Origin of the sequence: Leptospira kirschneri serovar Cynopteri str. 3522 CT (assembly GCF_000243695.2) — a bacterium.
Lineage (GTDB): Bacteria > Spirochaetota > Leptospiria > Leptospirales > Leptospiraceae > Leptospira > Leptospira kirschneri.
This window is the reverse complement of sequence record NZ_AHMN02000007.1, coordinates 161,133-187,315: the sequence shown is the minus strand read 5'-3', so window position 1 is coordinate 187,315 and position 26,183 is coordinate 161,133. Positions and strand designations below refer to the sequence as shown.

Here is a 26,183-nt window from a genome sequence, read left to right as displayed (position 1 = left end):
CGCAAGAAATATTTTTACTGAGGAGAAGATTCTGATTCGTGTTTGTAGACGAACTCTTTAGAAAATTCTCCCCGTTTATTCATTTTGGCTCCTATAAAACGTGAACCGTCCTGTATGATAAAACTATTACTTTTTACCCAGTCGCCCGTATTGATGATTCTTAAATGAGGGATACAAAGGAAGTCATGAGTATGTCCGGAAATTAAAACACGATTTCCTTGATGTGTGATTTTTGAAAGTCGTTTGTAGTATCCTAGAATTTCTTCCGTTGTGCTCGGATCCTGTCTATTCAGATGTTTTTGATAGAAAGCTTCCGAAAAACGGAAAATGTTTGGGACGAGTAATGCAATTGTATGCAGAAAACGTAATAGAAAAATAGAACCGATCCATGTGAAACGGTTGTACTGTCCCTGGTGTCCGTGAACGGCTATCAGTAGATCATTTTCTGTTTTTTCACATATGTTCCAGTTTCTTTCTTTAAGATATTTTTCGATTTTAGAAGGCAGATTCATTAAATACGAAGTGGAATCATGATTTCCTACTACGTAAATTTTATTCCCGCCAAACGTGGATAAGGTGTCCAACCTGTCGAAAAGTTTATTGAATTTTTTTTTGCTTCTTTTGAGTTTACGAGAAGCGCTAAAGAACCAATTTTCTATAATGTCTCCCACGAGATAGATGTTCTTAAAACGGACGTTCCTTTGATTCAAATGGTCTAAAAATTGAAAAAGTTCTTTGTGTTTGTGGGATTTTATTTTTTTGTTGAGAAGGTAGTGAACGTCCGAAAGAAAAATTCCGTCATAAATTTTGTTCTTTTCGAATTTCATCGGTAGATCGCTTTTAAAACAATCTGTATTGGAAAAGGACTTTAGTCAAACGATTCCGTATCTTACTTTAATCTTTTTGAAAGTCGAATAGAGTAAAATTTTTCGAAACTACAAAAATCATTGTAAAAGAAAATGTGGACTTCTATAAAATCCAAAGTAGTTCATTTTATAAAAGAACCCGGTCCGGTTGTCTGTATGGCAAACCGGATTCGCCCCGGTTTTCTTACGACCTGCTCCGTTATATTAGGTTTTTTTAAAATTAATCTTCTAGATTGAAAGAGATCGGAACTCGGTGAGACATTTTTGTAGGCCTTCCTTGTAAGTATCCTGGACTCCAACGAGCAAGTTTTACGATTTTAAGCGCCGCTTCATCAAAACCGAACCCGGCCTTACCCGACGCGATTTTAGCTCCTTGTAAATTTCCGTGTTCATCGATTTGAACTACTACTACAACTTGTTTGGAAACGATTCCTGCGGATTTTGCTTGAGCCGGAAAAAAATCTCTCAGATCAAAGTCGATAATTGGAGTAGGAGTTTTATCTCCGTTATAGGAAAATAAATATCCGTCTTTATCCGTACCGTTTCCGGAAAGAGCGTTTGGATTGAGATCTTCATCGATCGGATCTTCTGCGTTTTGATTCGAACCTTCCACCCATTCCTGTTTTTCAACGGGGGCCGGAGAAGACGTTCCGCCTATCAATTCGGGAGGAATTTCTTCTAGGTCAACTTCTACGTTTGTATCTAAATCTTCAGAAGAAATTTCCTCTTCCGGAAGATAGGTAGCAATGAAATAAGTTCCAATCGTCAAAGAATGTAAAATAAAAGAAACAATCAGACAAAAACGAAAGAGTCCGAATTTTAAAATTCTCTGTTTGATTTCGGGAACGTTTGCAACCATTTGTAATCTCATCTGTTTCGCTTAACGTTTTACTGAAAGGGCGATTTTAGTGACCCCAGCTTTGCGGATCACTCCCATCGTTTCTGCAATTTGTCCATAGGGAAGAGAAGAATCGGCGGAAAGCGTTAGACGCATATTGGGTTTGATTTTAGAATCCCTTTCGAGATGTGCCTTCAGCCTTTCTATGGATATGTCCGATCCTTCTAAAAGAATTTTTCCGTCCTTGGTCAAAGCTACTTGAACCGATTGAGCTACGTTAGGGTCTGCAGCTGCAACCTTAGGAAGGTTGATATTGATGGATTCTTTTTTTAAGAAGTTCGCTGTCACCATAAAGATTACCAGAAGAACTAAAATCACGTCCACCATCGGAGTTATGTTGATATTGCCTATTTCTTCTCCGTCGCCGGAGGGAGCAGAACCTGCCATATTTGTGTTCTCCTTATCAGTTTTTATCTCTCATAGGGCTAAGTTTGAACTTTGTAATAAAATTAAATTTTTATAATACTTCTTAGTTTACTTTTTACGAGAAAGACTAGCAAGAAACTCTTTGGAAAGAATTTCTAAATTTGCCTGAATTACTTTGAGTTTACGAGTGAAATAATTATTTGCCATTACAACCGGGATGGCCACGCCTAAACCGGCAGCAGTTGCTAAAAGGGCGGTTGAAATGCTTCTCATTACGAATTCAGCCCCAGTACTTCCTAAGGTTCCTAAACCATAAAACGCTTTAATCACACCTAAAACCGTACCTAAAAGACCAATAAAAGGGGCGTTGTTTCCTAACGTATTTAAAATCGGAAGATGATTTTCTAGTTCTACTCTTTCTCCGATGATTTTTCCTTCTTGTAGTTCTGAAAGAGCTTCGTGACCAATCTCGTAATGTTCCGCTGAAAATTGGGAGAATTTTGCATATATATTTCCGCGATTTTCGGAAGCAATTGACTTTATCGCAGAAAAATCACCTTTTCTAATTTCAGAAGTTAAAACTGGAAGAATTGCTTCCGTATTTTTCAGATTTCTGCGAAAAATTAAAATTCTTTCAGTTCCTACCGCGAGAGCAACGATACTTGCAACGAGCATAATTACAAAAATGAAAGTCTCGCCGTATTCAACCAAAAACATTGTCATAAACTAAAATCCTCTAATATTCTTTATTTTCTAAAAGTGACATCAAAGTCACTCAGTTTTCCGATCATTTTATTTCATTTAAGGTCCCGAAACGCTTGTACATGTTTTTGTACACCCAAACGTTCCCGTTGATAATCCCATAATTTGAGAACCTCCATCTTCTCCACAGGTTCCCGCAGAATTTTTATTTGTCCAATAAGAACGATTACAATCCATTACACAGGCTTGCGCTCTACTCGTATATTTTGCAAACGTGGGGGAATGAATTAAACTATCACAATAACTTTGATACGTTTCTAACGAAGTATCTTCTCCGCTGAATAAACTTACGATCATTTCTTCGGAAAGTGGAGTGGGTAGATCAGTGGCTTGATTCAAACAAATCTGTGCGGACTGTAAGGCGTCTATGCAGGATCGAACTGGATCAGTAGGAGGTAAAAGTAAATATTGAAGTATCACTCTCTTTTCGTTGTTCCGGTTGAAACCATCGTCTTCGTTGGGAAGGTTACAATTTAAAATGAGGTGTAAAGAAATCAAAACAAATGCAAAATTTTGAATTCGCCTTTTTACGGTTTCGAATGGATTTTTTTTCATTAAAATTTCACCTCGATTCCCATATTAAAGAAAGGAATAATCGCTCCTCCCGGTAAGGTAAGAGTCCCAAATGTAGGATTCGGTTTTGGGTTGGTCGCAGAATAAGGACGTGTAACGTCAAAATTTTCACCGGAAACGTTTTCTCTCATATATACGTTGATGATTTCCAGAAACGTATTTACATAACCCCATTCGTAATTTAAAAATTTGTCGATCCGAATATCAAATCTGTGGTAATCTTTCAAACGTTTTGAATTGGTGTATTCTGAAAGATAAGGATTGTTGCCCGAAACCGGTATCCAAATCGTTTGATTGTTTGCAGGGTTGCTGAATTTTCCACCGTCGTCTCCTACAATCGGAGTAATTGGTGTGGAAGTCATATAAGACCATCTCGCTCCAAATTGCCAATCCTGACTGAATCTCCAACCGAAAATCAAATTGATGATATGAGTACGATCGTAATCATATAAAGTTTCTTTGGAATTAGGAAAGGTTTGAGCGACTAATCTTTGTTCGGGACCAGTAGCGACTTGCGTCATGATAGCGTCAGGTTTATAAATATTAGGATTTCTGAATGTTTGAGACCAAGTATAAGAGATCCAACCGAACCAATCCCTTTTTCCGGGAGCGGCAGTTTTGCGAATTACCAGTTCGTAACCTCTAGAATGTCCGGTTCCATTATTGGAATAGCTGAGAGGTTTGTTTAGAATATAAGGTTGAGTGATCCTGCCGTACTGATCCGGATTGGTGCCAATCGTCTCCGTGATATAAGGATCGGTAACGATCAAGTTGGAAAATTCCTGTTTAAAAACTTCACCTTTAATTTGCCATTCGGAAGTGACTTGGTGATCGATCCCACCCCCGTATTTAAATGCCTTTTGAAATTTTAAGTGGGGGTTTCCGCTTTGTTCTGAAAATCGAGTGTCTAACGGAAAGTTAAAATGATTTCCAGCACCTCCGAAAACAGTAGTTCCTTTGAGTACACCTTGTTCGAACTTATAAGATATTTGTGCTTTTGGACCGATGGCGCCGTTTTTGATATAAGGAATATAATCATATCTGGCTCCTGGTTCGATTAGCAGTCCACCGAATTTGATTTTCATCGTAGTATAAGCGTTGTAGTATTTACTTTGTACTCGGTTGGTATCTGGAACGGTTTTAAAATCAGGACTCGTAGTATCGTAAGGATTTGGATCTGGATTATTTGGATCAGTTTGTTGAATCGTACTCCCGGTAGTTTTGTAATTTAAAAAACGAAGTTCGGAGCCGAATTCTAACGTAAAATGTTTGTTAGGTTCCCAAAATGCGTCTTGTCGGACTCCATTATACGCTCCGCTACCTCTTTGTTTCGCCTTGATAGAACCAAAAGAAACATTAAAATCTACAAACGGATCATAACTAATCAGTGTAATGCGATTATTGAATTTTTCGGAAGGCCTCCAAGTATAACGAAAAGCTTGGGTACGATACCCTTGACCTGCGGACAAATTTCCTCCAGCAAATCCCGCCAATTCATCTTTTGTTGGATCGTTCTGTCGTTTTGCGGGAGGATCCAAAGCAAAATCGTCTTTTGCAGTTAAAGAGTGAAAAGAAATCTGGTGTTCATCGTTAAAGTTATAAACCATCTTTACTTGAGAGTCTGTATAACGCGGAAGGCGTATTCCTTCCGGAAGAAGACTACCTCCCGCAAGAGTTCCTAACGTTTCAAACGTCTTGTCGATATAACCGACTTTTACCGCACCTAGAATGTAACCCTTTCCGTTGGCAAAGGTGGTTTGATAATTTGCGGACGCGGCCCAAAGTGAAGTCAAAAAATTTCCACTGGAACGTTCCACCTTATCAGGGGATTCAATTTCGATAACACCTCCGAGTGCATTGTTAAAATTCGCTGGAAGAACTCCGGTATAAACATCCATCGACTTGATTAGGTTTCCATTGATCGTAGCAGTTAATCCGTCAAAGTGGAACGGATATAATATTGGCAGATCGTCGTAGAGATAAAGATTTGTATTTGGATCGGCTCCACGGAAAGAATAATTATTTGCACCACCACCGAACGCGGCAACCGGAACGACTCCCGGAATGGTTTCGATCGAACGAAGTGGTTCACCAAACGTGCCGGGCATACGTTTAATTTCTTCAAAACGTAATTTTGTACGAGACATGAGTTGTTTTTCTTTTTCTCCGGTTACGTTAATTGTACCTTTGGCTATACTTTCGCTGGATTTTACGGATTCATCCGTATAAAGAATTATAAGTCCTTCGCTTTCTCCTATCTCTTGACGAATTTCCTGAAATCCAACATCTCTTAAAATACGAAATGTGTATGTACCGGAAGAGGGAACCACACCTTGGAAATAACCTTCCGAATCGGTCTGATAAAATTTTTTAGTTTCGGAAATTCGTACCGAAACGTTTGCATCACCTAAACTTTTACTACGGGAAAAAACGCGCGCACGAAAAGAAACTTCGGCGAAAATCGGAGTTGTAAGAAAAATAAAAAATAAAAAAGAAATTCGTTTCAACAACGTTAAAGATTGTTTGTTTCGGCCAGAAGGAGACAATTGAAGAAAGTTGAACGTTTTACTTTTTATAAACTTTTTTGTCGGCTGGATGAAAAAAATAATCAATATATTTCTAATGTTTTTCATCGTTTGCCTTATTGTATTTTAGTTTTTACGAATACTTCTTGGAAATCTAAATACCATGGTATTTCGCCAATAGGTTCTTTTACATAAATCAGTACACAAGCAAAAGGATACGAAATAAAAGGACATTCTGATCTAGTGATCGCGATTGTACATAAATCCAAGTTTCTCTGTTCTACGTCTTCTACAACAAGTGGCATTGGAGCAGGAATCGGGTTTCCACATTTATTGCTCAAATAATTGGCCGCGGCATAAATCTGGCTTTGGGAATCACTTGCAGAAACCACTTCTGGTCTTACACAATTTTGAGAACAAACGGATAAGATCAGTATAAAAACGAATTCCCAAAGAAAACATTTCCTTTTACATGAGAAACTCCTTATTATAAAGATAGGATTACGGTATCCTAATTTTTTTTCGAAATCGAATATAAATTTTAAAGAATATTCTAACATACTAATCTTTCTTTTTTCCGCCTACGGAAATTCCGCCTGAATCAGAAGGGCGTTGTTTTCCACCGCCTACCGAAATCCCACCTTCAGGCGGAGGAGTGGAATTTTGTTTTTCTTCCTGTATTTGAGAGGTGGTTTCTTTTTTAAGTTGTTCTTCTAATTTGAGTTTTTCGGATTCTTCTTTATTTCCGATCACGTTTCCTTTGACTTTCAAAACCGAAACGGTTCCTAAAGGAAACATAACGTGAGTCTCGTGCCAAACCTTTATGTTCACTATACTTCTTCCGCCTGGAACTTTTTGAACCGCTTGACTCAGTGCATAATCGATGCTAATCGGGTTTGTGATCGGGATGATTCCTAAAATGAAAAATGTGGAAGACTCTCCTTCTGATTCTTCTAAAATATCGTATCCAGAAGTTCGAATAATCGTAGCAGAGTCGTAAAGAGCAGGTGCACGGACCCTTCCGCCTGGCTCAAATAAGGTGGCTCCCATACAATTGCCGAAAACAGAAAAAGATAAAATCACTAAAACCCAAAACAAAATAGAATAGTAATGTAAGGAGTGATGCTTAATCACGATTAAGGATTTAATCATTGTCTTACCCATAAATTCAAAGGATCTAAAAGAAGACATTTCTGTGGCAGTTTCCATAAAAACATTACTTGCAAGAAACATAATTTTATAATAAACAAAATTTACCGGGCCTTCTGTCTAAAGTCAAGACGAAAGCAGATTTTACAAATAATTGTAGTGTTTTTAACAATCTGATTTCTCGATATAAATAACTTGCAGATTTTATAATAAAAGGTTCCACTTTTTGAGAGAGGAGCAATGTCACTTTATTATTTTCTTTTTTTACTGCTCTGATCATTGGGCTGATCTTCGAATTTGATTGCTTCCGCATTGATATGTAGTCTATTGACTGTAATGAATAAAAGTATGTATTTGTCTGTCCAATAACGGATATTAATCAAGGCGTCCGCTTCTTTTTCGGTTAACATAGAAGTGACTAATTTATCGATTGGTGGTTCGGAAAGTGGAAGTCCCACAATAGCTATGTCAAACGTGTTCCAAGTTTTATGTCCTTCCACGGGACCAATCACTTTGTATTTACGATCCGCTATGGGAATATTACTCGTTGCAATTCCGGCAGAGGATGTCGTACAATGGAATGATATTAAAGAAACAAAAAATATAAATAGAATTTGAAAAATTTTCACGATAACTATTTTCAGAAAGGAATGACAATCTCATAGAAAAAAAGTTCCAAATCGAGAAAAATAAAATATAAAAAAACAGGAAACTGATTTAGATTTGGCGTATTTATACGGAACTTTTGCAATCTCTATTTGATCAAATAAAGACTCTATTTTACTCAAACTTAAAATGGATTGGAACTCGGTGATGGGTCTTAACGGGTTTTCCGTTTAAGATCCCCGGCTTCCAACGCGCCTTTTCGACTATTTTTAAAGCTGCCTCGTCGAATCCGAAACCGATTCTTTCGGAGGCGATTTTTGCACTTCGCAAATTTCCTTCCTCGTCGATTTGAACTTTCACTATCACGATTTGATTCAGTATGCCTGCTTTTTTGGCTTCAAAAGGAAAGTATTCCCAAAGATTGAATTCGATAATCGGGATAGGGGACTTATCCGCGTTGTACGAATACAAATAACCTTCCGAATCCGAATCGGGAGCATTGAGATCGATCGGAATCTCCGCAACTGTGTTACAATTTCCTAAAAACAGTATAAAAAGTTGTAGAAGAAAAACTCCGATTCTGGTAAAGAATTTCATAATAGTCTAAAATTCATTTTTCAATCATTCGATACGAAAAGCCGTCACCGAATTCTCTTTCTATATTCTTGGATCAGTTTTTCGGCGGCTTGAAAAGAACTGATTTTGTGTTTACTTACTTTGGATTCCATGTCTAAATAAAGATCTTTCATTTTAGTATAAAAATCTACCATAAGATGTTCGGAAACGGTTCCTTCTAACCAATATTTAGACTGATTGGTCCTTCTGGTTTCGAAATGGCCATTTAATTTTAAAACTTTATTGTATTCTAATATTTGATTCCAGATTTCTCCGATTCCTTCTCCCGAAAGAGAAGAACAAGCGACTACTTTAGGAATCCAGCCGCTTTCCTGTTTTGGGAAAAAATGAATCGCGGATTGGGTTTCAATTTTAGTTCGTTCTGCTCTTACCTTATTGTCCCCGTCCGCTTTTGTAATAGCAAATAGATCCGCCATTTCCATGATTCCTCGTTTGATTCCTTGTAGTTCATCTCCTGCACCCGCAATGAGAAGTAACAAGAATAAATCCACCATAGAATGTACAGCAGTTTCCGATTGACCCACACCGACGGTTTCTACTAAGATCATATCAAATCCAGCTGCTTCACAGAGATAAATAGTTTCTCTTGTTTTTCTAGCAACTCCACCTAACGAATCACCGGCGGGGGAAGGACGAATAAATGCGGATTCGTTTTTGGAAAGTTCGGACATTCTGGTTTTATCGCCTAAAATACTTCCTCCCGAAATCTGACTGGAAGGATCTATCGTCAACACGGCGAGTTTTTTGCCTTGAGAGATCAAATACGTTCCGAAGGATTCAATGAATGTACTTTTACCCACTCCCGGAATTCCGGTGATTCCGATTCGGATCGATTTACCGGAATGAGGAAGGCAAGCATCTATAATCTTTTCTGCAAGTTCTTTGTGGTCGGGCCGGGAACTTTCTATGAGTGTAATTGCACGGCTGAGCATTACTCTATCCCCGGAAAGAATTCCTTTTATAAATTCTTCTGGGGTAGGTAGAGATTTTCTTTGAATTCCAGTAGATCGGATTCCTCCGCCCGATTGTTCTTCAGAATTCAAAGACGATTCCTTCCTTTAAGAGTTTACTTTCAAGTTTTCTAAATCTCGAATGAGAAGTTCTATAATATCCGCGGCCGCCTTAGAAATTTTAGTTCCAGGTCCAAAAATTCCAGTGACTCCCGCCTTATAAAGAATATCATAATCTTGTTGTGGAATCACTCCACCGGCAATGACCATGATGTCTTCTCTTCCTAATTTTTTTAGTTCCGCAATTACTTGAGGCACGAGCGTTTTGTGTCCCGCGGCTAAACTAGAAACTCCTAAAATATGTACGTCGTTTTCTACGGCTTGTTTTGCCGCTTCACCCGGAGTCTGAAAGAGAGGACCTATATCTACATCAAATCCCATGTCCGCAAAACTTGTGGAAATTACCTTAGCACCTCGGTCGTGTCCATCTTGTCCCATTTTGGCGATCATAATTCTAGGACGACGTCCTTCGAGAGTCGCAAACTTGTCCGAAAGTTCTTTGGTTCTTTTGAAATCGGGATCGTCTTCTATTTCGGAGGAATACACTCCCGAAATAGAACGGATTGTGGCTTGGTATCTTCCAAATACTTTTTCCATTGCGTATGAGATTTCACCTAACGTGGCTCGTTTGCGTGCGGCGTCCACCGCAAGAGCGAGTAGATTTCCTTCTCCTCCTTCGGCGCATTTTGTGATCGCGTCGAGTGCGGAGGTTACGTCTGAATTGTTCCGATTTTTCTTTAACTCCTGAAGTCTACGAATCTGGGATTCGCGAACCGCAGTATTATCAATATCTAATATATCCAAAGGTTTTTCTTCGACCGCTTTGTACCGATTGACTCCTACGATCACGTCTTTTCCAGAATCGATCTTGGCTTGTTTGCGCGCGGCGGCTTCTTCGATTCTCATTTTAGGAATTCCGGTTTCGATTGCTTTTGCGATTCCGCCTAACTTTTCTACCTCTTCGATTAGTTCCCAAGCACGATGAGCCAGTGAATGAGTCAAAGACTCTACGTAATACGAACCTCCCCAAGGATCTACAACACGATGTATATTCGTTTCTTCCTGTAAAAAGATCTGAGTATTTCTTGCAATTCTTGCGGAGAAATCAGTAGGAAGTGCGATCGCTTCGTCGAGGGCGTTTGTATGTAAGGATTGAGTGTGTCCTAAAGCGGCGGCCAGCGCCTCGATACAAGTTCTAGCAACGTTGTTGAAAGGGTCTTGTTCGGTTAAACTCCAACCTGAAGTTTGGCAATGTGTTCTGAGCGCAAGAGACTTCAAGTTTTTCGGATTGAACTGTTTTACTAGTTTGGCCCAAAGAAGACGTCCAGCGCGCATCTTTGCAATTTCCATAAAGTGATTCATACCGATCGCCCAGAAAAAAGATAAACGAGGCGCAAACGTATCTACGTCCATTCCCGCCTTAATTCCGGTTCGTAGATATTCGAGACCGTCTGCGAGAGTGTAGGCGAGTTCTATGTCAGCGGTCGCTCCTGCTTCCTGCATGTGATAGCCTGAGATAGAGATGGAGTTGAACTTAGGCATAAAGTCCGAAGTATATTTGAAAATATCCGCGATGATCTTCATCGAAGGAGCGGGCGGATATATGTAGGTATTCCGCACCATAAATTCTTTCAGAATATCGTTTTGGATCGTGCCAGAAAGTTTGTCGGCGCTGACTCCTTGTTCTTCCGCGGCTACAATATAAAATGCTAATATAGGAATCACGGCTCCGTTCATCGTCATCGAGACGGACATCTGATCCAAAGGGATCTGATCGAAAAGAATTTTCATGTCTAGAATGGAATCGATTGCAACTCCTGCTTTGCCCACGTCGCCTAACACGCGTTCGTGGTCGGAGTCGTACCCTCTGTGAGTTGCTAAATCGAACGCGACAGAAAGACCTTTTTGTCCCGCGGCTAAGTTTCTACGATAGAATGCGTTCGATTCTTCTGCGGTGGAAAAACCGGCGTATTGACGGATGGTCCAAGGTTGTTGGACATACATCGTGGAATACGGTCCGCGCAAATAGGGAGGAATTCCCGCCGCAAAGTCTAGGTGTTCCATTTTTGCGATGTCTTCCGCGGTATAAACCGGTTTAACTGGAATTTTTTCAGGAGTGAGCCAAAAAGTTTGTTCGATGGAGCCGAAGCCCAAATCACCGAGCGCCGATTTCTCCCAATCGGATTTGGAAATTTTCTGTGACGTATAACGTTTAAGATTAAAACTAGGACGTTTCATTGGATACCCAGCCTTTTCTGAATAGACTTCAGAGTTTCTAAATGTTGGGATTTGACATGGATAAAGAATTCGATTCCCTTGGATTTAAGGTCATCGATCTGCTCCGTAGGATTTCCCGCTACGATCCCGAGCAAATTCGGATTTTGTTTTTTTAATATTCCAAAAGTAGAATCTACAAAACCGGAAACTTCCTCGTCGCTCGTGCAAAAAACTACGACATCCGCGGTCGTTTCTTTTAGGCCTTGTAGTACTTCTTGAGGTGTCGCATAACTTCCCGGATCTACTACTTTATAACCGGCGCAGGCCAGAAAATTTTGAGAGAAAATGGCTCTCGCTTTTTTCATTTTGAGATCTCCCATCGGAAGAAGAAGAACGGTCGGAATTTTGTCGGACTTCTTCGCAAAGGTTTCGGTTTTTAAACGGATCTCTTCGATGTCGGTTCCGGCTCTGAAGTCGGAAATTCTTTCACAAGTGATTTCTCCTGAGACGCTATCGATTTCACCTAACGTTTTATTTTGATTGAGTTCGGAAATTCGATCTTCTGCGTTCGGATACCGATTGGTTCCGAGAAGAATCTCCTTGGCGTTCGCTAGATTTTCTTCTTTCTTCTTTCTAGATTCTATAATCCTTTTTTGAATGATTCCTTTTTGAACGGCTTCTAAAAATCCTCCAACAGATTCTATCTCGCAGAAAATCTCCCAAGCTTTTTTAGTAATCGAATCGGTGATAGATTCTAAATAATACGAACCCGCAGCAGGATCAACCACCTTATCTATATAAGATTCGTGTTTCATCAGAAGTTGAATGTTCCTAGCAATTCTTAAAGAAAAAGAATCGGAAGTTTTTAGGATAGAGTCATAAGGAGAAACGTTGATTACCTCACAACCTCCGATTGCAGCCGACATTGCCTCTGTGGTGGCGCGAAGCATATTTACATTTGGATCATAGGCGCTGTAATTGTATCTACAAGTTTGAGCGCTTAAAAAAGCGTGTAGAGAAGATTCTTTTTGGGGAGAAAATTCTTTCAAAATTTCTGCCCAGAGAATTCTTGCAGATCGAAACTTCGCGATTTCTAAAAAATAATCCGGGCCGATGGAAAATTCAAACATTAGTTGAGACGCAATCGTATCTACGTCCATTCCCGCCGTTTTAAGTTGTTGTACATATTCCGTAGCTGCGGATAACGTAAACGCAAGTTCTTCGGAGATCGTGGAGCCTGCATCTCGGAACGTGGAAGAATAAACCGACAAACCTCTGTAATGCGACCAAGAAGATGCGAATATCTCTAAAATTTCTTTCAAAGCTGGAATCGAATGTTTTCCGGATCTACCGTGTCTGAGTAGGATTCGAAATGGATCATATCCAAGTCCGCCTACAAGCACCTTATCTTTGGGAAGCCAAGAAAAAATTTCCGGGGAACGTTCTTCTGCTATAAAGTGTAATGTCACCTGATCGAAAGGAAGCCCTTGGATCAATGTTTCTAAGTCCTTGGAAGAATGTACTGGAATCCCTTTCTGTGAAGAGGTTTTATTTTCGATGATAAATCCGATCGCAGTGACTCCGTTAGACGCCGCTTCTTTTGCCAATTGATTGGCTTTGGAAATTGAAGTAGAATCCAAGTCTTGACGAATACTCCAGTCGGAAACGAGTTTGCGAGTAGAGCGCGCAAAGGGAAAGGTGCCTGGAAGATTAGAGGTCAGCCACTGTTTGTCGCCAATGTCTTCTTTAGTATATACGGGTTGGATTTTAAATCCTTCTGCAGTTTCCCAGACTAACTTTTTCTCAAAGTCTGCACCTTTGAGATCTTTTTGGATGAGTGCAATCCAGGCTTCCCGATCGACGGGAGGGAAGTCGGTAAATAGCTTTTGATCGGCCATGTTTATTGTTCTCTAATTTTTGAGAGGATTTGGTTGAGGTTCCCTTCTAGGGAACTTTGTAATACTTTGGTGTAAAGTCAAAAACCCGTTTTTAATTCTCCTTTTTAATTTTGAGGTAATGAGGAATCGAAGCAAGAATCGAAAGCGTAAGAGTTCCCAAGATGACTCCTAAAGAAATCAAAATTGGAATGTGGATTTCGTATCCAAAAATATAGGGAGAAACAAGTGGAAGAAGCAATTTGATTCCTACAAAGGCAAGAAGAATCGAAACTCCCTTTTTAAGAAAAATAAACAGTTCCATCACACCCGAAAGCATGAAGAATAAAGAACGAAGTCCTAAAATTGCAAATATATTTGATGTATAAACGATAAACGCGTCCGTAGTGATTGAAAAAATTGCGGGAATAGAATCAAGCGCAAATAGAATATCACTAAACTCCACGACTAACAGAGTTACAAAAGTGGAAGTAAAAAGATATTTTCCGTGTTCTAAAACTACAAATTTTTCGGGATGATACACCTGACTGAGAGGAAGGATTTTTTTCGCGAACTTAATTACGAAAGAAGACTCAGGATTGAAATCTTCCTCTTCTTGGTGTGCGAACATTTTTACGGCCGTATATAAAAGAAGAATTCCGAACAAATATAAAATCCAGTGGAACTGAGAGATTAGCTCCGCGCCTATAAAAATCATAATCGCTCTAAAGATCAAAGCGCCTATGATTCCCCATTTCAAAATCAAAGGCTGGTATTGAGTTGTTACTCTAAACTTCTGAAAGATTATGATAAAAACAAAAAGGTTATCCACGGAAAGAGAATATTCTAAAAGATAACCGGCGATAAACTCAAGCGCCTTAGTTTTACCCCGAATTGGGTCTTCTGTAGTTTGATCCATAAAATAGATCAGAACACTGAATGAAATTGCAAGACTGAACCAAAACAAAGACCAGTAGACTGAATTTCTGAGAGGAATTTTATGGGCTCTTTTATTGAGAACAAATAGATCTAAATAGATGAGAAAACCTAAAGCTAACGTAAATATGACGATTAAGATCCATTCTCCAAAACCCATAATCCCTCGATTGTTTTCCCGATTCTTGATGACAAAAGTTCCCGTTCTTTACAAAATTACAATCGCAATTCCCATAAGAAGGTTCCCATGATTTTAATCTTATTTTGTATTGTGTCCGTTGTTCATTTGCTCGTTTTGTATTTCATACCGGATAACGTTACTCTGAAAATAGGAAGTAAAATCGCACCGATTTTAGTTTTGATTTTTTTCTCTTTTTTAGAAGGGAATTGGAAAGGAAGAGGTGGAAAATTTATTTTTGCAGGCCTGATCTTTTCTTTATTTGGAGACTCGTTTTTAGGTGTTCCTGGAAATTATTTCGTTTTTGGACTTGGCTCTTTTTTAGTCGCTCAGATATTATATTCGGTAGGTTTTTCGGTCGGAAATCCGGTTCATATAGTTCGAGCTATTCCTTATTTCGTATTCGGGATTTCATTTTACATTTGGATTCTTCCTGGAATTGGAACTTCTTTGTATGTTCCTGTTGGAGTGTATATGATTGCAATTTGTGTGATGGGTTGGAGATCGGTTTCCAGAGAATGTTCTAAATCTGAACTTTGGAAATCCTGGGCGGGTTCTTTACTTTTTATTTTATCGGATAGTCTTATCGCTACTAGAAAGTTTACTACGGTTCCGATTCCTTGGATTGGAGTTTGGATCATGTCGACTTACTACGCCGCTCAATTTCTCATTTATGAATCTGTGGAAGAAAATTAAATAATTATTGATTCGGTCTGTAACCTAACTAAGATTGCAATGAAATTGGGAGGAATCTTATCATGAATATTAAACCTTTGAAAGAAACGACTTTTTTAGAAGCGGTTGCCGCAGCGATCCAACACGAAAAGGATTATTTCGAATTTTATATGAGTACGTATGAAAAACTTCCTCCTGGAGATACGAAGGAACTTTTCGAAAGACTTGCGGAAGAAGTGGACGATCATATTAAATTCATTACGGAATTGTATGAACAAGCAGAAGGATCGGAACTTCCAAATCTAAAACAACTCGCTGCGATTCATAAATTTCACGATTCTACTCTTCAAAAGCTGATGAACAAAGTGGAGAGAACCATTTCCGGTCCGGGAACTAAGGACGCGCACGAAGCGCTTGAATTGGCGATTCGAGAAGCGGAGAACGCGGTTTCTTTTTACGAAAAACTTGCAAACAAGTTTGAAGATGTGAATATTAAATCTCTTTTTACAAAATTAAAAGATTATAATCAAAATTATCAGTCTCTTCTGGAAACTGAGTTAAACGGTCTGGATCAATCTCAATCCGGTTCTGGACAAGGAACTTTTTTCTGGGATGAACAAGCGGAAGAAGTAGTCAAGGCAGAATCTAAGCCTGTAAAAACAACTTCTCCGTCTAAAAAACCGAGTATTGCTACTACAACTTCTACATCTGCTAAAACTCCACCGAAAAAAACTGCAACTGCAAAGAAAGCAGTTCCTAAAAAAACAGAGAGTAAACCGGTAGCGAAGAAAGCTATTCCTAAGAAAAAGGCAACTGTCAAAAAAGCGGCGGCAAAATCTAAAAAGCCCGTAAAGAAGAAGGTAGTAAAAAAAACCGCTCCTAAAAAGAAAACGTCTGCAAAGTCTAAGAAAAAAAGGTAAACGGTAAGGAATGCAATCGATCATCGATTGGAAAGAAATTCAAGATCTCTATCCTGTAAACCAAGAGATGATCTGGTTAAACAATTGTGGGACCACTCCTTGTAATGTACATACGATCCAAGCGGTCGGAGAATATCTGGAAGGTTATTCTAAAAGAGGAGGTCTTACAGAGGTTCGTAAATACGCTTCCGTAAAACATTCCATTCGAAAGATCATAGCGGGGCTCATCAATTGTGACGTGGAAGAACTTTGTATTATCCACAACACGAATGAGGGAATGAATTTTCTTTCCCTCGGATTTCAATTGAAAAGTGGGGACGAAATCCTACTCTTAGAAAACGAATATCCGAGTAATATCTATCCTTGGGAACACTGGAAAGAAAAAGGAGTTGTGATCGGATTTATCCCGATGGCATCTACCCCGGATCAATTTATAGAAAATTTAAAATCTTCTATAAGTTCCAAAACCAAAATCGTGGCTTTATCGGCAGTTCATTGGTGTACCGGAATGCCATTCCCTTTAGAAGAAATAGGTGTTTTCTTAGATTCTAAAGGAATTGAATTTGTTTTAGATGGGGCTCAGGGGATTGGTTTAATTCCGGTGGATGTAAGAAAGATGAAGTTAAAATACATAGCGTTTCCCGCTTGGAAATGGCTTTTAGGTCCTCTCGGTTTGGGAATGTTATATATCCAACAAGACTGTATCGATACGCTTTCATTTCCGTTTAAGGGAACCGGGTCCGTAATTAACGATGAAGTTTACTTACCTTATCGCGCCGAATTAAAATCCGGGGCGGATCGTTATGAAATCTCCACAGGAAATTTTATAGACTGGGTATATTTTCAATCCACGCTTGAAATGCTTCAGAAAATAGGATTTCATTCCGTGATGGAAAGAATTTATGAACTTGCGGATTATCTATCCGAAGGAATGAAGGGAATCGGGTTTCAAATTGAACTAGATCATTTTCCTGATAATAGAACCGGAATTGTAGTGGGATATAAAGAAGGAATTCCTATGGATGAACTTGTTTCTTATCTTAAAAAGAATGGAGTGATGTGCGCGCTTCGATTAGGAAAAGTAAGATTTTCTCCACATATCTATAATCAAAAAGATCAATTGGATCGAGTCGTAAAGTTACTGGGTTCTTTTTCGTCTTGAGTTGGAAATTTTTTATTCAACCTAAATTTGATATAACCCAATGCGAAAACGATTATGTTGCGTTTCAAGAAGTAACATTGAGTTTTTTGATTTGCTAAGATTTTTTTATATCGAATTTACGTTTACGTGAAGTTTGGCGTTAGAAATGAGAAAGAATTTTCTAAAGGTGGTAGTTCCTACAACTTAGTGTTTACGGTAATTTCAAGGTTTTGTAATAGTTTCCACATGCATTTTTTCGCGGTAAAACAAAATTTTAGGGAACAGATTCCTTATACCGAACTCACGTTATTTTAAGAATCTGTTTTAAGATTTTTAATTTGTGGGAACTATTACAAATTACAGATAGATACTGAAATTGTAGGAGTTTATACTATTTTTAACTTTAGAAAACCTCTATAAAATTGTACTATGGTAGATTTTTATTTCAAAGCTTAGAATGTAGGATCTCCTTCAAAAGCCAACAATTTTGGATGGACGTAATTTTGTGAGAGTTCCCGTACTTTTGTAAAATCGACTGTTCATTTTGGGAATTATTTTCAACGTTTGAATCGTAGATTTTTACAAAACATAAAATCGAAATACCATATTGGATTGAAGATCTAAAATGATTCATTCTAGAGTTTTAGGATAGACTATGAAAATTTTTAGATTAGAGTTGTTGAAAAATTCCATAGTGAAGATTCGTAAAATTGCTTCAATTGTCCATTCAATCCAATACAAACAGATTAAGAATTAATTTTTCAACAACTCTATTGTGAATATTTTTTTTTCCTATTAAATTTCAAATTTTTGTTTGAGGAACTTTCATCAAAATGACCTAGACTCCGAAATTAGAACCAGTTGGAATGTTTGAAATCCTCTTTGATGTATAGAAATTCGGGGGCATCTCAAAAACTTATCCAAAAAATCTAAATGTGGGAACTCATAAAAGCTGATAAAAATTTACACTGAACTCACGTTAGATTTAGTATTTTAAAAAAAGGTAATATTTAAATTTTAGTGGAAACCAAACTACAAAAAATCGGAGAAGTCGGCACACTTTTATTTCCGGCTTGGGTGTCGATCGGATCTATTCTTTCTTTTTTCTTTCCGGAATGGTTTACTTGGTTTACCGGGCCGGCAATTACATACGGCCTCGGTTTTACGATGTTAGGTATGGGAATCACACTTTTACCGAAGGACTTTCGAAATATATTTAAAACCCCAATTCCCGTTTTTATAGGAGTAGTATTACAATATACGGTGATGCCTGTTTCAGGTTGGGGGATCGGAGTCCTACTTGATCTTCCGATGCCTCTTGCAACTGGACTTGTAGTGGTTTCTTGTTGCCCCGGAGGTGTTGCGTCTAACGTGATTACATATCTTGCAAAGGGAGATTTGGCACTTTCGGTTTCTATGACCGCATCTTCTACGATTCTTTCCGTGTTTATGACTCCGTTACTTACTCTTTTTTTAATAGGCCAAGGAATCGATGTATCACCAAGTGGATTATTTCTGGATACGTTTCAGATAGTGATTCTTCCTGTAGTTTTGGGAATATTGTTGAACGTTTATTTTCCAGAAGTTTCTAAAAAGATTCAAACCGTTTCACCATTGGTAGCGGTATTCTTAATTACTATGATCGTTTCTTCTATTTTAGGAGCTGGAAAAGAAAAGATTCTGCAGTCGGCTGGAATATTAATTTTTGCAGTTTTAAGTTTGCATATATCCGGTTTCTTTTCCGGTTATATTATATCTTGGTTGTTTATCCGAAAACAGAAAATTTCTAGAACAATTTCGATCGAAGTAGGTATGCAAAATTCTGGTTTAGGGGTTGTTCTTTCTAAAAATAATTTTTCTGACCCTCTGGTGGCAATCCCTGCGGCAATTTCTAGTCTTGTACATTCGCTGATCGGGAGTTTACTTGCGGCTTTTTGGAGAAAATTGGAAAAAGAAACCTTATAAAATGAATTTCGGGTTTTATAGGGTTTCTTCTTTGTTTAATTTGATTATGCTGATGAATAACATAAGAATAATCAAATATTTTAATTATCTAAATTGATTATTGAGCGTGAATTTGGCCTAAGAAAGTCCGACGAATCCGGCTTGCCACAGGCGGCCGGACCAGGCTCTTTAGCTTCGGTCAAGTTATTGTGAAACTACAAAATCAGATTCAATTTTCATAAAATACCAATGACTTGACCTACAACGCGCCCCATGGGAAAGCGTTGTGCTGAGTTTCACGCGCCTCATAGGAAGTCATAACCTTACCCACAAGTTGAATAGGATTTTAGAATCATAAGGCTCAAAAACGCACATTTTTCAAGTGTTCCGACAAGAATGAGTCTTTTTACTTGCAAAAAGCATGTTTTTCTGATAGAGAAAAGTCTTCCGAATTTCTCCACCTCCGCCCCCACCCAAAAATAAGGGTGGGAACTCAGTTTTACAGAGGATTTGTCGTAATTCCCACAGATTTAATATTGAAATCTAAATACTTGTGGGTAAGGTTATGATGGGGAGTGAGACGCTGAGTTCATTCATCGATCTTTCGTGTTATATCGAACTCACGTTAATTAGTTTCAATTGATTATAGAACACGATCTGTCGAACGACTCAGAAAACTCCCTAAATGTCTCTCTAAGGATCGACATTCAGGGAGTGAGATGCTGACCTACTTCGAGCACCTCTATAAGCGAGACGCTGAAGTTCCCCGAATCGATTATACCGAACTCACGTTATTTAGAATAATGGAACTAATAAACTGGGTTTCGAAAACGGAGCACCATGGACCGCTTCTGGATCGGAAATTGTCACCATCACTCCTATTATACCTGGGTCTAGATAATTTGCCAGATTTTGAGTTTCTTGTTTAGTGAAAAATACGTCCTTATCCAACCAAACAACTTTTAAATTTTCTCCGCTCCAAATTCCCCTCGTAATAGGTATACGCGGAACTGCGTTTTGTGTTTGCCCGCTAGGATCTAAACCTACGATGTTTGCGGCTGCATGATAAGGCTCTAATACATTCATAACTTCAACTTGAGCGGGTGTAGGAGCTCCGGTTACAGGTATTCCATTTACAGAATATTTACTATTGATAAAAAAATCATCCGGACTTTGTACAAATAAACCAGTCACAAGAGGGAAGTAGGATAAGATTCTTTCCACTTTAAAATTCCATACGAGGGCTTTTGCCGACTGGTTATAATTTGGATCATCCATTGTTACGTCGCTTCCAGACCAAGGAAGAGGATATGGAATATCGCTCGCGATCAATATGGTGCTAGTAATATTATAACTTTTGAACAAACTAGAATTTTGACTTTTTAATTTATTCTGTAGAAGTTGTACCACTAGTCCACCTATACTATGCCCTACGATCGTGGTCGGTAGATCCGGCCAAATCATTGTGGACGGCATGGTATCCAACAAGGCACGAGTTGCTTCTTCGTAATTTTGGACCGATAGCTCGCTTACATTTGAAGGATATGCAGCCGTGCCCTTTGTCATTGTGCTACCACCATGTCCTGGAAGATCCAAAATATAAACGTTATTCGCTTTTCCTTTTAGAATGAGCTGTTTTGCAAGCGGTTCAAAGATTGTACTCGTATCTCCAAAACCATGAACACACAATACGTTCTTAGCACCTAAAGTTTGTATGAAGGATGTGTTACGATATTGAACTACATTTAATTTGTAGTTCGTTGTCATGTTGCTGGCGTTTCGACCGACAACATTATACGTCAAAATCTTTTTCTCATAACTTATAGCGAAGGTCGATTGTGTTACTACAAGAGCAAACAATACGGGAAGTATTCCCCAAAGGCTTCGAATTTTAAAACTCGATTCATTCTTCATTGATAATTCTCCTGGATGTTGTTTTGTAGAATGAACTCTAAACTATTGTTACTTTTGGCAATATCTAGACAATATAGGTAATATTGGCGATACTTTTTCCATAAAAATGAATTTTAATTTTCAAAAGTCCATATTAAGTTCTATTTTATAACGTTTTAAACATCAAATAACGCGTGTTTGTCGTCTCTTAAATTCACTTTTTTAAAAAAATTAGATAATTTACATAAACTACTTTTGCAACTAGGTGAGTAACGCGCACTTCGTGAATTGTAATCTGTAAGAAGGAAATTTGAATTCGACGTAAAAATTAGAAAAAGTATGAATTTCTTATATTCTGAAATTTTAACTTTTGAACGGATTTTAAACCTGGTAAGAGTTTTTACTGGATTCGAAAGTTACTTCCGAGACTTAATATTCATTTAAAATGAGAATTACATGAAAAAATTCTTATGAAGTTATTGAATATACGTTCGTGGAAAAATTTTTCTAAAAATTACAGTTAATGTTTCTTTTTAGCGTTTTTCTTTTTGTTAACAATTGTAGAGGATTTTTTCTTTGGTATATTTTTTGTTTTAGAAACAGAGGATTTTGTTTTTGAATTTCTTTTTGAAAATGAATTTATGTTTTCCTGTTTGTCGGAAGGATTTGTTTTGGAAGCATTTTTACTTTTTTGTTTTTTCAAAGATGTCTTTTTCACATTCGGGGTTTTGGTTGATTGGGGTTGTAGTTTCGGAATTGGAGTCGATTTCTTTTCCAATTCTTTAAAAGTAGCGCTTGGATAATGAAAGGAAATAAATTCCAAAATGGTTCGAATGTTCTCCGCTTTTCGAACTTGATTGTAATTGCCAGGAATATCAAACCAAAGGTCTCTTCCTTCGCCGTAAACAGAAGAAGAAGCGGGAAGAAAAATAAATTCTTTCAAAGGAGAAAGTGGATGAAAACGATCCATAAACAGAAATGTTTTAAATAGTTCTTTTAGATATTTAGAACCAAAATACAAACCGTTGATTGCTAAAAAATAACTTCCTCGAAACGGAGTCCCTAATGTAATCAGTCCTCTGATTTTTTGACGACTTCGATCCGGCAGCAATAGTGTGATCAGTCCTCCCGTATTATGGGCGAGTAAAACGGACTTAGCAGGAATCTGGTCCATCTGTTTTGAAAGAATTTCTACGGCACTCGTAGTGTTGAATAGAAAAGAGGGTGTATTTAAAATTCTAGGTTTATAACCTTTGGATTCCAACGCCTTATGCAGTTTAGAATAAAAGAAGGGTCCGGAGAGATAACCGGTTACTATAAAAATATCTCCTTCGGAAAGATCTGAATCCTTATTAGGTGACAGAGAAGAAATCAATGAAATCGTAAATTCAAAAATTTCAGAAAGAAAATAAAAAAACGTTCTAAAGATAGATAAGATTTTTTTCATGAGAATGGCTTGAAGTTATGGGGTGAAAAGACAAGACTGTCAGAGTCTTTCATGAAAACAAAGAAGCTGGTTCTTTCCTTATGGATTTTTTTAAGCCTACCCTCCGTTGTCCATTCAAATATCCCGACCCATTCCGGTATGGAGAGAAATTTCAAAGAAACCTGGAGAAAATCTTTTCCGGTTCCTTATGCTAAAATTTTAAAAAGGGATCTAACGGGTAAGGGAGTTCTGGTCTATAAAAAAACTCCGTTAAAAATCGTTTATATTTATACGTATCTTATTTTTCTTCCCTTGTATAAAGAGAACGAAGAGATTCCTCAAGAAATTCCAGGTAAAGGAAAAGAAGTAAAAGTGAAACTCTTTTACGAACCTTCGAACCCAGTCGAAAAATTCTGGATTGAATTCACCGAGTTCGATGAACAATACAACAGCAAATCGGTGGTAAAATGGATTCGCTAAAATCGAAATCGGATGAACTCATCCGAAATAAAATGACTTCCGAAGGTTTATCTTCTGCTTTTATCCAGGACTTTTTGAAAAAAACCGATCTGGTTCGAAACGGAGAAACTGGAATGGTTCGTTGGGAAGAAGTAGGTGATTTAGATCCTAAAACGGACGAGATCACTTTGGAACAAATTGAAAGTGAGAATGTTCCAGATCCTTCGATTCTTAAAAACTTAGTGGTTATCAAACTCAACGGCGGACTTGGAACTTCGATGGGACTTTCCGGTCCTAAATCTTTAATCGAACTCAAAAATGGAATGTCCTTTTTAGAGATCGTCGCAAAACAATCCGAGGTCATTGAAAGAAAGTATAACGTATCCGTTCCTTTGATTCTAATGGATAGTTTTAGCACACAAAAGGAAAGTCAAGAGGAGTTGAATCGGATCGGATTCCGTCAAAAATTTCCCACTTCCTTTTTACAACATAAAGTGCCTCGTCTTTTGAAAAAGGACCTAACACCTATTAGTTGCAAAAATCCGGATGAAGAGTGGTGCCCTCCCGGTCACGGGGATATATGGATTTCTCTTTTGGAAACTGGGCTTTTAGACACTCTCATTCAAAACGGATACAAAATTGCTTTTGTATCCAACGGAGACAATTTAGGAGCTACGGTACATCCAGGAATTCTTTCTTATATATTGAAAGAAAAATTGGAATTTTGTATGGAGATGACTCCTAAAACTCTTGCAGATAAAAAAGGTGGAGCGATTTACAAAAGAATGGTTGCTGGAAGAGCGGAGAATTATCAACTCCTCGAAACGGCTCAGGTTCCACCGGAATACATGCACGAATTTGAAGGTTTAGGTAAGTTCAGAACTTTTTCAACAAACAATCTTTGGATCGATTTGCTTGCCCTTCGAGAAAGAATTCTTCGTGGAAGTTTTGAACTTTCTCTGATCGTAAATCCAAAAACGATTGAAGGACAAGAAGTTCTACAACTCGAAACTGCGATGGGTTCTGCGATCCGAAATTTTGAAAAGGTTAAAGGGATTGTCATTCCTAGAGATAGATTTGCCCCTGTAAAAAAATGCGAGGATTACCTTGCTCGTAGATCGGATGCGTATCACCTTTTAGAAAACTATTCTATTACCATGTCCGACAAAAGGAAAAAATCCGGGTTAGGTGAAATACTGATTCATCTGGATGAAAGATATTATAAAAAGATTGGAGACTTTAATCGACTTTTTCCAGAAATTCCTTCTTTAGAACTTTGTTCTTCTCTTATCATTCAAGGAGAAATTTTATTCGATCAAAAAATTTCCATAGTGGGAGAGGTTGTAATTCAAAATAACGAAACAGTACCTCGAAGAATATCAGATTTAAAAACTAAAATTTTAGAATCTGGGAAATATTCCTTTTAGGCTTTACAAAGAAAATCCTTTATCGGATCTTTTATTTGAACTTGTTTAAACGTTCTGGTTCAAATGAAAATCCGAAAAGATTTTTTGAATCACAAAGGCTAAAATGACAACTTATAAAAGTCCTAAGATCCGATCCTTTGACGAAGGTGAAATTGAACAATTCAAGAATGTATTTATCAACGAAAATCGAGGGAAGCCGATCGTTCTTCTTCGATTTCAAGATATAAAATCCCTATCTTTTCTCGATTTCCTACAACTTGTTCCGATTAAAATTTCCGAATTATATCCAGGCGCGGAAAGCCATTATTCTTATTATTGTTATGGAGATAAAAAGAGTCTATTGATCGGAGTCGCTCCGCTTCAAGTGAATGGTTCGAGTTCGAATGGTTTTTTAAATTTTGATTCTCTTCTTGGAAAATTAAGAGAAATTTCGATCAAAAGTGGTTCTATGAATTTCGATTTTGGAATTGCAAGAACACAATGTAATTATATTTCTTATGTGGATGAAATCTTTCACGAGTTGGAAGTTTCTTCTCTTAAAAACTTACAGGATAATCTAATCCGTTGGAGTTGGACTTATCTTAATCGAGTTAACGATTACTTTGCCGGAGAAAAAGCAGACGCTGTTATCCAGCCGATCATTCATTATAATCATAAAACGCAGTCATATTCTATGAAAGGCGGAGAAGTGTTCGTAGGTGGAGAAGCTTACGCTGGTTATGCGGACTTAATTCGAGATATTCCTCACGATCAAGATCTAAATCGAATCGAACTGTTAATATTAGAAAAATTGACTATGTGTTGTAACGGAGCGCCCGGTCTTTTAAAGTTTAATATTTCCCCTCAAACTCTCATTGATACTTTTGATACGGACGAAAAAGTAACACGTTTTCATAATCTTTTACTAGACCAAAATTTAAATCCATTTCTAATAAGAATGGAATTGATTGAAAAACCGTACGAAGAAAAAGACGTCACTCTTAAAAGTGTTTGTAAAAGATTTTGGAATTTTGGAATTAGTTTTGCAGCCGACGACTTCGGAGTCAAAAGTCAAAGTCATCAGATTGTTTTGGATTTAGGGGAGATGATCAAAGAGTTCAAACTAGATCCGATCAGTTTTAAATTCAAAGCAGATCAGGACCTTACCAAATTTTTAGATAACTTGGCGTTTATTGATTATTGTAGAAGGCTTTCGGATAATCGGGAAGCGATCATTACGGCGGAGGCCTTGGAAGACATTGATTCCTTGAACTTCTTGCTTACACATCAAGTTTATTATTTCCAAGCCAATCTTTTTTGTAAAAAAATTTCCATTAGAGAATATAAGGAAATCTTTAAGGATATGCAGGATCTTCCAGAGACGGCGGTAAATCAGATTTTGACTTCTCAGGAACTACTTTTGCAATTGAAAGAAAAAGGAAATATATTCGAACTTGCAAGACAATTGGAGCTTGTTCCATAAAATGTGGTAGTTCTCAAATTTCGAAGTTTTGTAATAGTTCCCACATTTAATTTTCACGGTAAAACAAAATTTTAAGAAACAGGCTTTGTGTAAAATATTAATTTAGAAAATCAATATATTCTAACTTTTTGATAAATTAAAGAGAACCTTATGAAGCGCAAGGCGACAATCGTTCAAATAAATTTTTGCGTAAAATCACTGTTTTGTGGCAACTACAAAATGAAAAAAACGATTTTATAG

25 protein-coding genes are annotated in these 26,183 nt (G+C 37.8%); 8 read left to right on the top strand and 17 right to left on the bottom strand.

The annotated features are described in order from the left end of the window. Nucleotides 1-14: 14 nt before the first annotated feature. A complete protein-coding gene (locus tag LEP1GSC049_RS216550) occupies nucleotides 15-827 on the bottom strand; it encodes a UDP-2,3-diacylglucosamine diphosphatase (protein WP_004757675.1) in 813 nt (270 codons plus the stop codon). Nucleotides 828-959: 132 nt separating this feature from the next. Between LEP1GSC049_RS216550 and LEP1GSC049_RS2000000228280 the strand changes: the two genes are divergently transcribed. Continuing rightward, a complete protein-coding gene (locus LEP1GSC049_RS2000000228280; protein WP_016747899.1) occupies nucleotides 960-1,103 on the top strand; it encodes a hypothetical protein in 144 nt (47 codons plus the stop codon). Here LEP1GSC049_RS2000000228280 and LEP1GSC049_RS216555 read toward each other — a convergent pair. From LEP1GSC049_RS216555 to LEP1GSC049_RS216615, 13 genes are all read right to left on the bottom strand, one after another. Beyond that, the gene (locus LEP1GSC049_RS216555; protein ID WP_004775300.1) at nucleotides 1,087-1,737 is read right to left on the bottom strand and encodes an energy transducer TonB; all 651 of its coding nucleotides are present in this window, start codon (nucleotides 1,735-1,737) and stop codon (nucleotides 1,087-1,089) included. The genes LEP1GSC049_RS2000000228280 and LEP1GSC049_RS216555 overlap by 17 nt on opposite strands. 9 nt (nucleotides 1,738-1,746) lie before the next feature. Continuing rightward, entirely contained in the window at nucleotides 1,747-2,151 is a 405-nt protein-coding gene (locus LEP1GSC049_RS216560) for an ExbD/TolR family protein (protein ID WP_004756324.1), read from the bottom strand. A gap of 87 nt (nucleotides 2,152-2,238) precedes the next feature. After that, complete coding sequence (locus LEP1GSC049_RS216565; RefSeq protein ID WP_004757567.1) at nucleotides 2,239-2,853, bottom strand: MotA/TolQ/ExbB proton channel family protein; 615 nt, start codon at nucleotides 2,851-2,853, stop codon at nucleotides 2,239-2,241. A 78-nt stretch (nucleotides 2,854-2,931) separates the two neighbouring features. Continuing rightward, entirely contained in the window at nucleotides 2,932-3,447 is a 516-nt protein-coding gene (locus tag LEP1GSC049_RS216570; protein WP_004756271.1) for a hypothetical protein, read from the bottom strand. Further along, on the bottom strand, nucleotides 3,447-6,098 hold the full coding sequence (locus LEP1GSC049_RS216575; RefSeq protein WP_016560722.1) for a TonB-dependent receptor plug domain-containing protein: 2,652 nt from the start codon (nucleotides 6,096-6,098) through the stop codon (nucleotides 3,447-3,449). The genes LEP1GSC049_RS216570 and LEP1GSC049_RS216575 overlap by 1 nt, the downstream gene beginning before the upstream one ends. Nucleotides 6,099-6,106: 8 nt before the next feature. Next, complete coding sequence (locus LEP1GSC049_RS216580) at nucleotides 6,107-6,550, bottom strand: hypothetical protein (RefSeq protein ID WP_004759903.1); 444 nt, start codon at nucleotides 6,548-6,550, stop codon at nucleotides 6,107-6,109. Between the two features lies 1 nt (nucleotide 6,551). Next, nucleotides 6,552-7,223, bottom strand: coding sequence for a hypothetical protein (locus tag LEP1GSC049_RS216585; RefSeq protein WP_016747896.1), 672 nt, complete (start codon nucleotides 7,221-7,223; stop codon nucleotides 6,552-6,554). A 167-nt stretch (nucleotides 7,224-7,390) separates the two neighbouring features. After that, nucleotides 7,391-7,768, bottom strand: coding sequence for an LIC20211 family lipoprotein (locus LEP1GSC049_RS216590; protein WP_016560713.1), 378 nt, complete (start codon nucleotides 7,766-7,768; stop codon nucleotides 7,391-7,393). 151 nt (nucleotides 7,769-7,919) lie between these two features. Then, a complete protein-coding gene (locus LEP1GSC049_RS216595) occupies nucleotides 7,920-8,342 on the bottom strand; it encodes an energy transducer TonB (RefSeq protein WP_004756303.1) in 423 nt (140 codons plus the stop codon). A gap of 44 nt (nucleotides 8,343-8,386) precedes the next feature. Next, nucleotides 8,387-9,424: a methylmalonyl Co-A mutase-associated GTPase MeaB gene (gene meaB / locus LEP1GSC049_RS216600; RefSeq protein ID WP_004759886.1), complete on the bottom strand. Its 1,038-nt coding sequence runs from the start codon at nucleotides 9,422-9,424 to the stop codon at nucleotides 8,387-8,389. Between the two features lie 15 nt (nucleotides 9,425-9,439). Further along, nucleotides 9,440-11,629: a methylmalonyl-CoA mutase gene (scpA, locus tag LEP1GSC049_RS216605; RefSeq protein WP_004757455.1), complete on the bottom strand. Its 2,190-nt coding sequence runs from the start codon at nucleotides 11,627-11,629 to the stop codon at nucleotides 9,440-9,442. Next, complete coding sequence (locus LEP1GSC049_RS216610) at nucleotides 11,626-13,506, bottom strand: methylmalonyl-CoA mutase family protein (RefSeq protein ID WP_016560707.1); 1,881 nt, start codon at nucleotides 13,504-13,506, stop codon at nucleotides 11,626-11,628. Before LEP1GSC049_RS216610 ends, scpA begins: the two co-directional genes overlap by 4 nt. Nucleotides 13,507-13,597: 91 nt before the next feature. After that, on the bottom strand, nucleotides 13,598-14,578 hold the full coding sequence (locus LEP1GSC049_RS216615) for a TerC family protein (protein WP_004756328.1): 981 nt from the start codon (nucleotides 14,576-14,578) through the stop codon (nucleotides 13,598-13,600). Nucleotides 14,579-14,665: 87 nt separating this feature from the next. Between LEP1GSC049_RS216615 and LEP1GSC049_RS216620 the strand changes: the two genes are divergently transcribed. The 3 genes from LEP1GSC049_RS216620 to LEP1GSC049_RS216630 all read left to right on the top strand — a co-directional run bounded on the left by LEP1GSC049_RS216620 (nucleotide 14,666) and on the right by LEP1GSC049_RS216630 (nucleotide 17,353). Further along, nucleotides 14,666-15,292 carry a lysoplasmalogenase gene (locus tag LEP1GSC049_RS216620; protein ID WP_004756225.1) on the top strand — a complete coding sequence of 209 codons (627 nt, stop codon included), beginning with the start codon at nucleotides 14,666-14,668 and terminating at the stop codon, nucleotides 15,290-15,292. A 62-nt stretch (nucleotides 15,293-15,354) separates the two neighbouring features. Beyond that, the gene (locus LEP1GSC049_RS216625) at nucleotides 15,355-16,191 is read left to right on the top strand and encodes a ferritin-like domain-containing protein (RefSeq protein WP_016560761.1); all 837 of its coding nucleotides are present in this window, start codon (nucleotides 15,355-15,357) and stop codon (nucleotides 16,189-16,191) included. A gap of 10 nt (nucleotides 16,192-16,201) precedes the next feature. Further along, a complete protein-coding gene (locus LEP1GSC049_RS216630) occupies nucleotides 16,202-17,353 on the top strand; it encodes an aminotransferase class V-fold PLP-dependent enzyme (RefSeq protein ID WP_004756495.1) in 1,152 nt (383 codons plus the stop codon). Between the two features lie 424 nt (nucleotides 17,354-17,777). On the opposite strand, the gene LEP1GSC049_RS2000000228745 is transcribed toward LEP1GSC049_RS216630, so the two are convergent. After that, nucleotides 17,778-17,966 carry a hypothetical protein gene (locus LEP1GSC049_RS2000000228745; RefSeq protein ID WP_004756484.1) on the bottom strand — a complete coding sequence of 63 codons (189 nt, stop codon included), beginning with the start codon at nucleotides 17,964-17,966 and terminating at the stop codon, nucleotides 17,778-17,780. Nucleotides 17,967-18,352: 386 nt separating this feature from the next. On the opposite strand from LEP1GSC049_RS2000000228745, the gene LEP1GSC049_RS216640 reads away from it, so the two are divergent. After that, nucleotides 18,353-19,297, top strand: a complete 945-nt coding sequence (locus tag LEP1GSC049_RS216640; RefSeq protein WP_016560727.1) for a bile acid:sodium symporter family protein — start codon at nucleotides 18,353-18,355, stop codon at nucleotides 19,295-19,297. 774 nt (nucleotides 19,298-20,071) lie between these two features. Here the strand turns inward: LEP1GSC049_RS216640 and LEP1GSC049_RS216645 are convergent. Next, complete coding sequence (locus tag LEP1GSC049_RS216645; RefSeq protein WP_004762700.1) at nucleotides 20,072-21,190, bottom strand: alpha/beta hydrolase; 1,119 nt, start codon at nucleotides 21,188-21,190, stop codon at nucleotides 20,072-20,074. Nucleotides 21,191-21,689: 499 nt separating this feature from the next. After that, nucleotides 21,690-22,616, bottom strand: coding sequence for an esterase/lipase family protein (locus LEP1GSC049_RS216650; protein WP_016560736.1), 927 nt, complete (start codon nucleotides 22,614-22,616; stop codon nucleotides 21,690-21,692). A gap of 51 nt (nucleotides 22,617-22,667) precedes the next feature. Here LEP1GSC049_RS216650 and LEP1GSC049_RS0205805 point away from each other — a divergent pair, with 51 nt between their 5' ends. The 3 genes from LEP1GSC049_RS0205805 (at nucleotide 22,668) to LEP1GSC049_RS216660 (ending at nucleotide 25,943) form a co-directional block, all read left to right on the top strand. Continuing rightward, nucleotides 22,668-23,075 carry a G protein-coupled receptor family protein gene (locus LEP1GSC049_RS0205805; protein ID WP_016747894.1) on the top strand — a complete coding sequence of 136 codons (408 nt, stop codon included), beginning with the start codon at nucleotides 22,668-22,670 and terminating at the stop codon, nucleotides 23,073-23,075. After that, nucleotides 23,063-24,481 (top strand): UTP--glucose-1-phosphate uridylyltransferase, encoded by a 1,419-nt coding sequence (locus LEP1GSC049_RS216655; protein WP_004757590.1) that lies wholly within the window; start codon nucleotides 23,063-23,065, stop codon nucleotides 24,479-24,481. The genes LEP1GSC049_RS0205805 and LEP1GSC049_RS216655 overlap by 13 nt, the downstream gene beginning before the upstream one ends. Before the next feature lie 103 nt (nucleotides 24,482-24,584). Next, the gene (locus LEP1GSC049_RS216660) at nucleotides 24,585-25,943 is read left to right on the top strand and encodes an EAL domain-containing protein (protein WP_004756203.1); all 1,359 of its coding nucleotides are present in this window, start codon (nucleotides 24,585-24,587) and stop codon (nucleotides 25,941-25,943) included. Nucleotides 25,944-26,183: the final 240 nt, after the last annotated feature.

What these genes read in the sequence shown, in the direction of transcription:
- LEP1GSC049_RS216550 (WP_004757675.1), bottom strand. Translation starts at nt 827, where the DNA reads ATGAAATTCGAAAAGAACAAAATTTATGACGGAATTTTTCTTTCGGAC.
- LEP1GSC049_RS2000000228280 (WP_016747899.1), top strand. Translation starts at nt 960, where the DNA reads ATGTGGACTTCTATAAAATCCAAAGTAGTTCATTTTATAAAAGAACCC.
- LEP1GSC049_RS216555 (WP_004775300.1), bottom strand. Translation starts at nt 1,737, where the DNA reads ATGAGATTACAAATGGTTGCAAACGTTCCCGAAATCAAACAGAGAATT.
- LEP1GSC049_RS216560 (WP_004756324.1), bottom strand. Translation starts at nt 2,151, where the DNA reads ATGGCAGGTTCTGCTCCCTCCGGCGACGGAGAAGAAATAGGCAATATC.
- LEP1GSC049_RS216565 (WP_004757567.1), bottom strand. Translation starts at nt 2,853, where the DNA reads ATGACAATGTTTTTGGTTGAATACGGCGAGACTTTCATTTTTGTAATT.
- LEP1GSC049_RS216570 (WP_004756271.1), bottom strand. Translation starts at nt 3,447, where the DNA reads ATGAAAAAAAATCCATTCGAAACCGTAAAAAGGCGAATTCAAAATTTT.
- LEP1GSC049_RS216575 (WP_016560722.1), bottom strand. Translation starts at nt 6,098, where the DNA reads ATGAAAAACATTAGAAATATATTGATTATTTTTTTCATCCAGCCGACA.
- LEP1GSC049_RS216580 (WP_004759903.1), bottom strand. Translation starts at nt 6,550, where the DNA reads ATGTTAGAATATTCTTTAAAATTTATATTCGATTTCGAAAAAAAATTA.
- LEP1GSC049_RS216585 (WP_016747896.1), bottom strand. Translation starts at nt 7,223, where the DNA reads ATGTTTCTTGCAAGTAATGTTTTTATGGAAACTGCCACAGAAATGTCT.
- LEP1GSC049_RS216595 (WP_004756303.1), bottom strand. Translation starts at nt 8,342, where the DNA reads ATGAAATTCTTTACCAGAATCGGAGTTTTTCTTCTACAACTTTTTATA.
- scpA (WP_004757455.1), bottom strand. Translation starts at nt 11,629, where the DNA reads ATGAAACGTCCTAGTTTTAATCTTAAACGTTATACGTCACAGAAAATT.
- LEP1GSC049_RS216610 (WP_016560707.1), bottom strand. Translation starts at nt 13,506, where the DNA reads ATGGCCGATCAAAAGCTATTTACCGACTTCCCTCCCGTCGATCGGGAA.
- LEP1GSC049_RS216615 (WP_004756328.1), bottom strand. Translation starts at nt 14,578, where the DNA reads ATGGGTTTTGGAGAATGGATCTTAATCGTCATATTTACGTTAGCTTTA.
- LEP1GSC049_RS216620 (WP_004756225.1), top strand. Translation starts at nt 14,666, where the DNA reads ATGATTTTAATCTTATTTTGTATTGTGTCCGTTGTTCATTTGCTCGTT.
- LEP1GSC049_RS216625 (WP_016560761.1), top strand. Translation starts at nt 15,355, where the DNA reads ATGAATATTAAACCTTTGAAAGAAACGACTTTTTTAGAAGCGGTTGCC.
- LEP1GSC049_RS216630 (WP_004756495.1), top strand. Translation starts at nt 16,202, where the DNA reads ATGCAATCGATCATCGATTGGAAAGAAATTCAAGATCTCTATCCTGTA.
- LEP1GSC049_RS2000000228745 (WP_004756484.1), bottom strand. Translation starts at nt 17,966, where the DNA reads ATGAATCATTTTAGATCTTCAATCCAATATGGTATTTCGATTTTATGT.
- LEP1GSC049_RS216645 (WP_004762700.1), bottom strand. Translation starts at nt 21,190, where the DNA reads ATGAAGAATGAATCGAGTTTTAAAATTCGAAGCCTTTGGGGAATACTT.
- LEP1GSC049_RS216650 (WP_016560736.1), bottom strand. Translation starts at nt 22,616, where the DNA reads ATGAAAAAAATCTTATCTATCTTTAGAACGTTTTTTTATTTTCTTTCT.
- LEP1GSC049_RS0205805 (WP_016747894.1), top strand. Translation starts at nt 22,668, where the DNA reads ATGAAAACAAAGAAGCTGGTTCTTTCCTTATGGATTTTTTTAAGCCTA.
- LEP1GSC049_RS216655 (WP_004757590.1), top strand. Translation starts at nt 23,063, where the DNA reads ATGGATTCGCTAAAATCGAAATCGGATGAACTCATCCGAAATAAAATG.
- LEP1GSC049_RS216660 (WP_004756203.1), top strand. Translation starts at nt 24,585, where the DNA reads ATGACAACTTATAAAAGTCCTAAGATCCGATCCTTTGACGAAGGTGAA.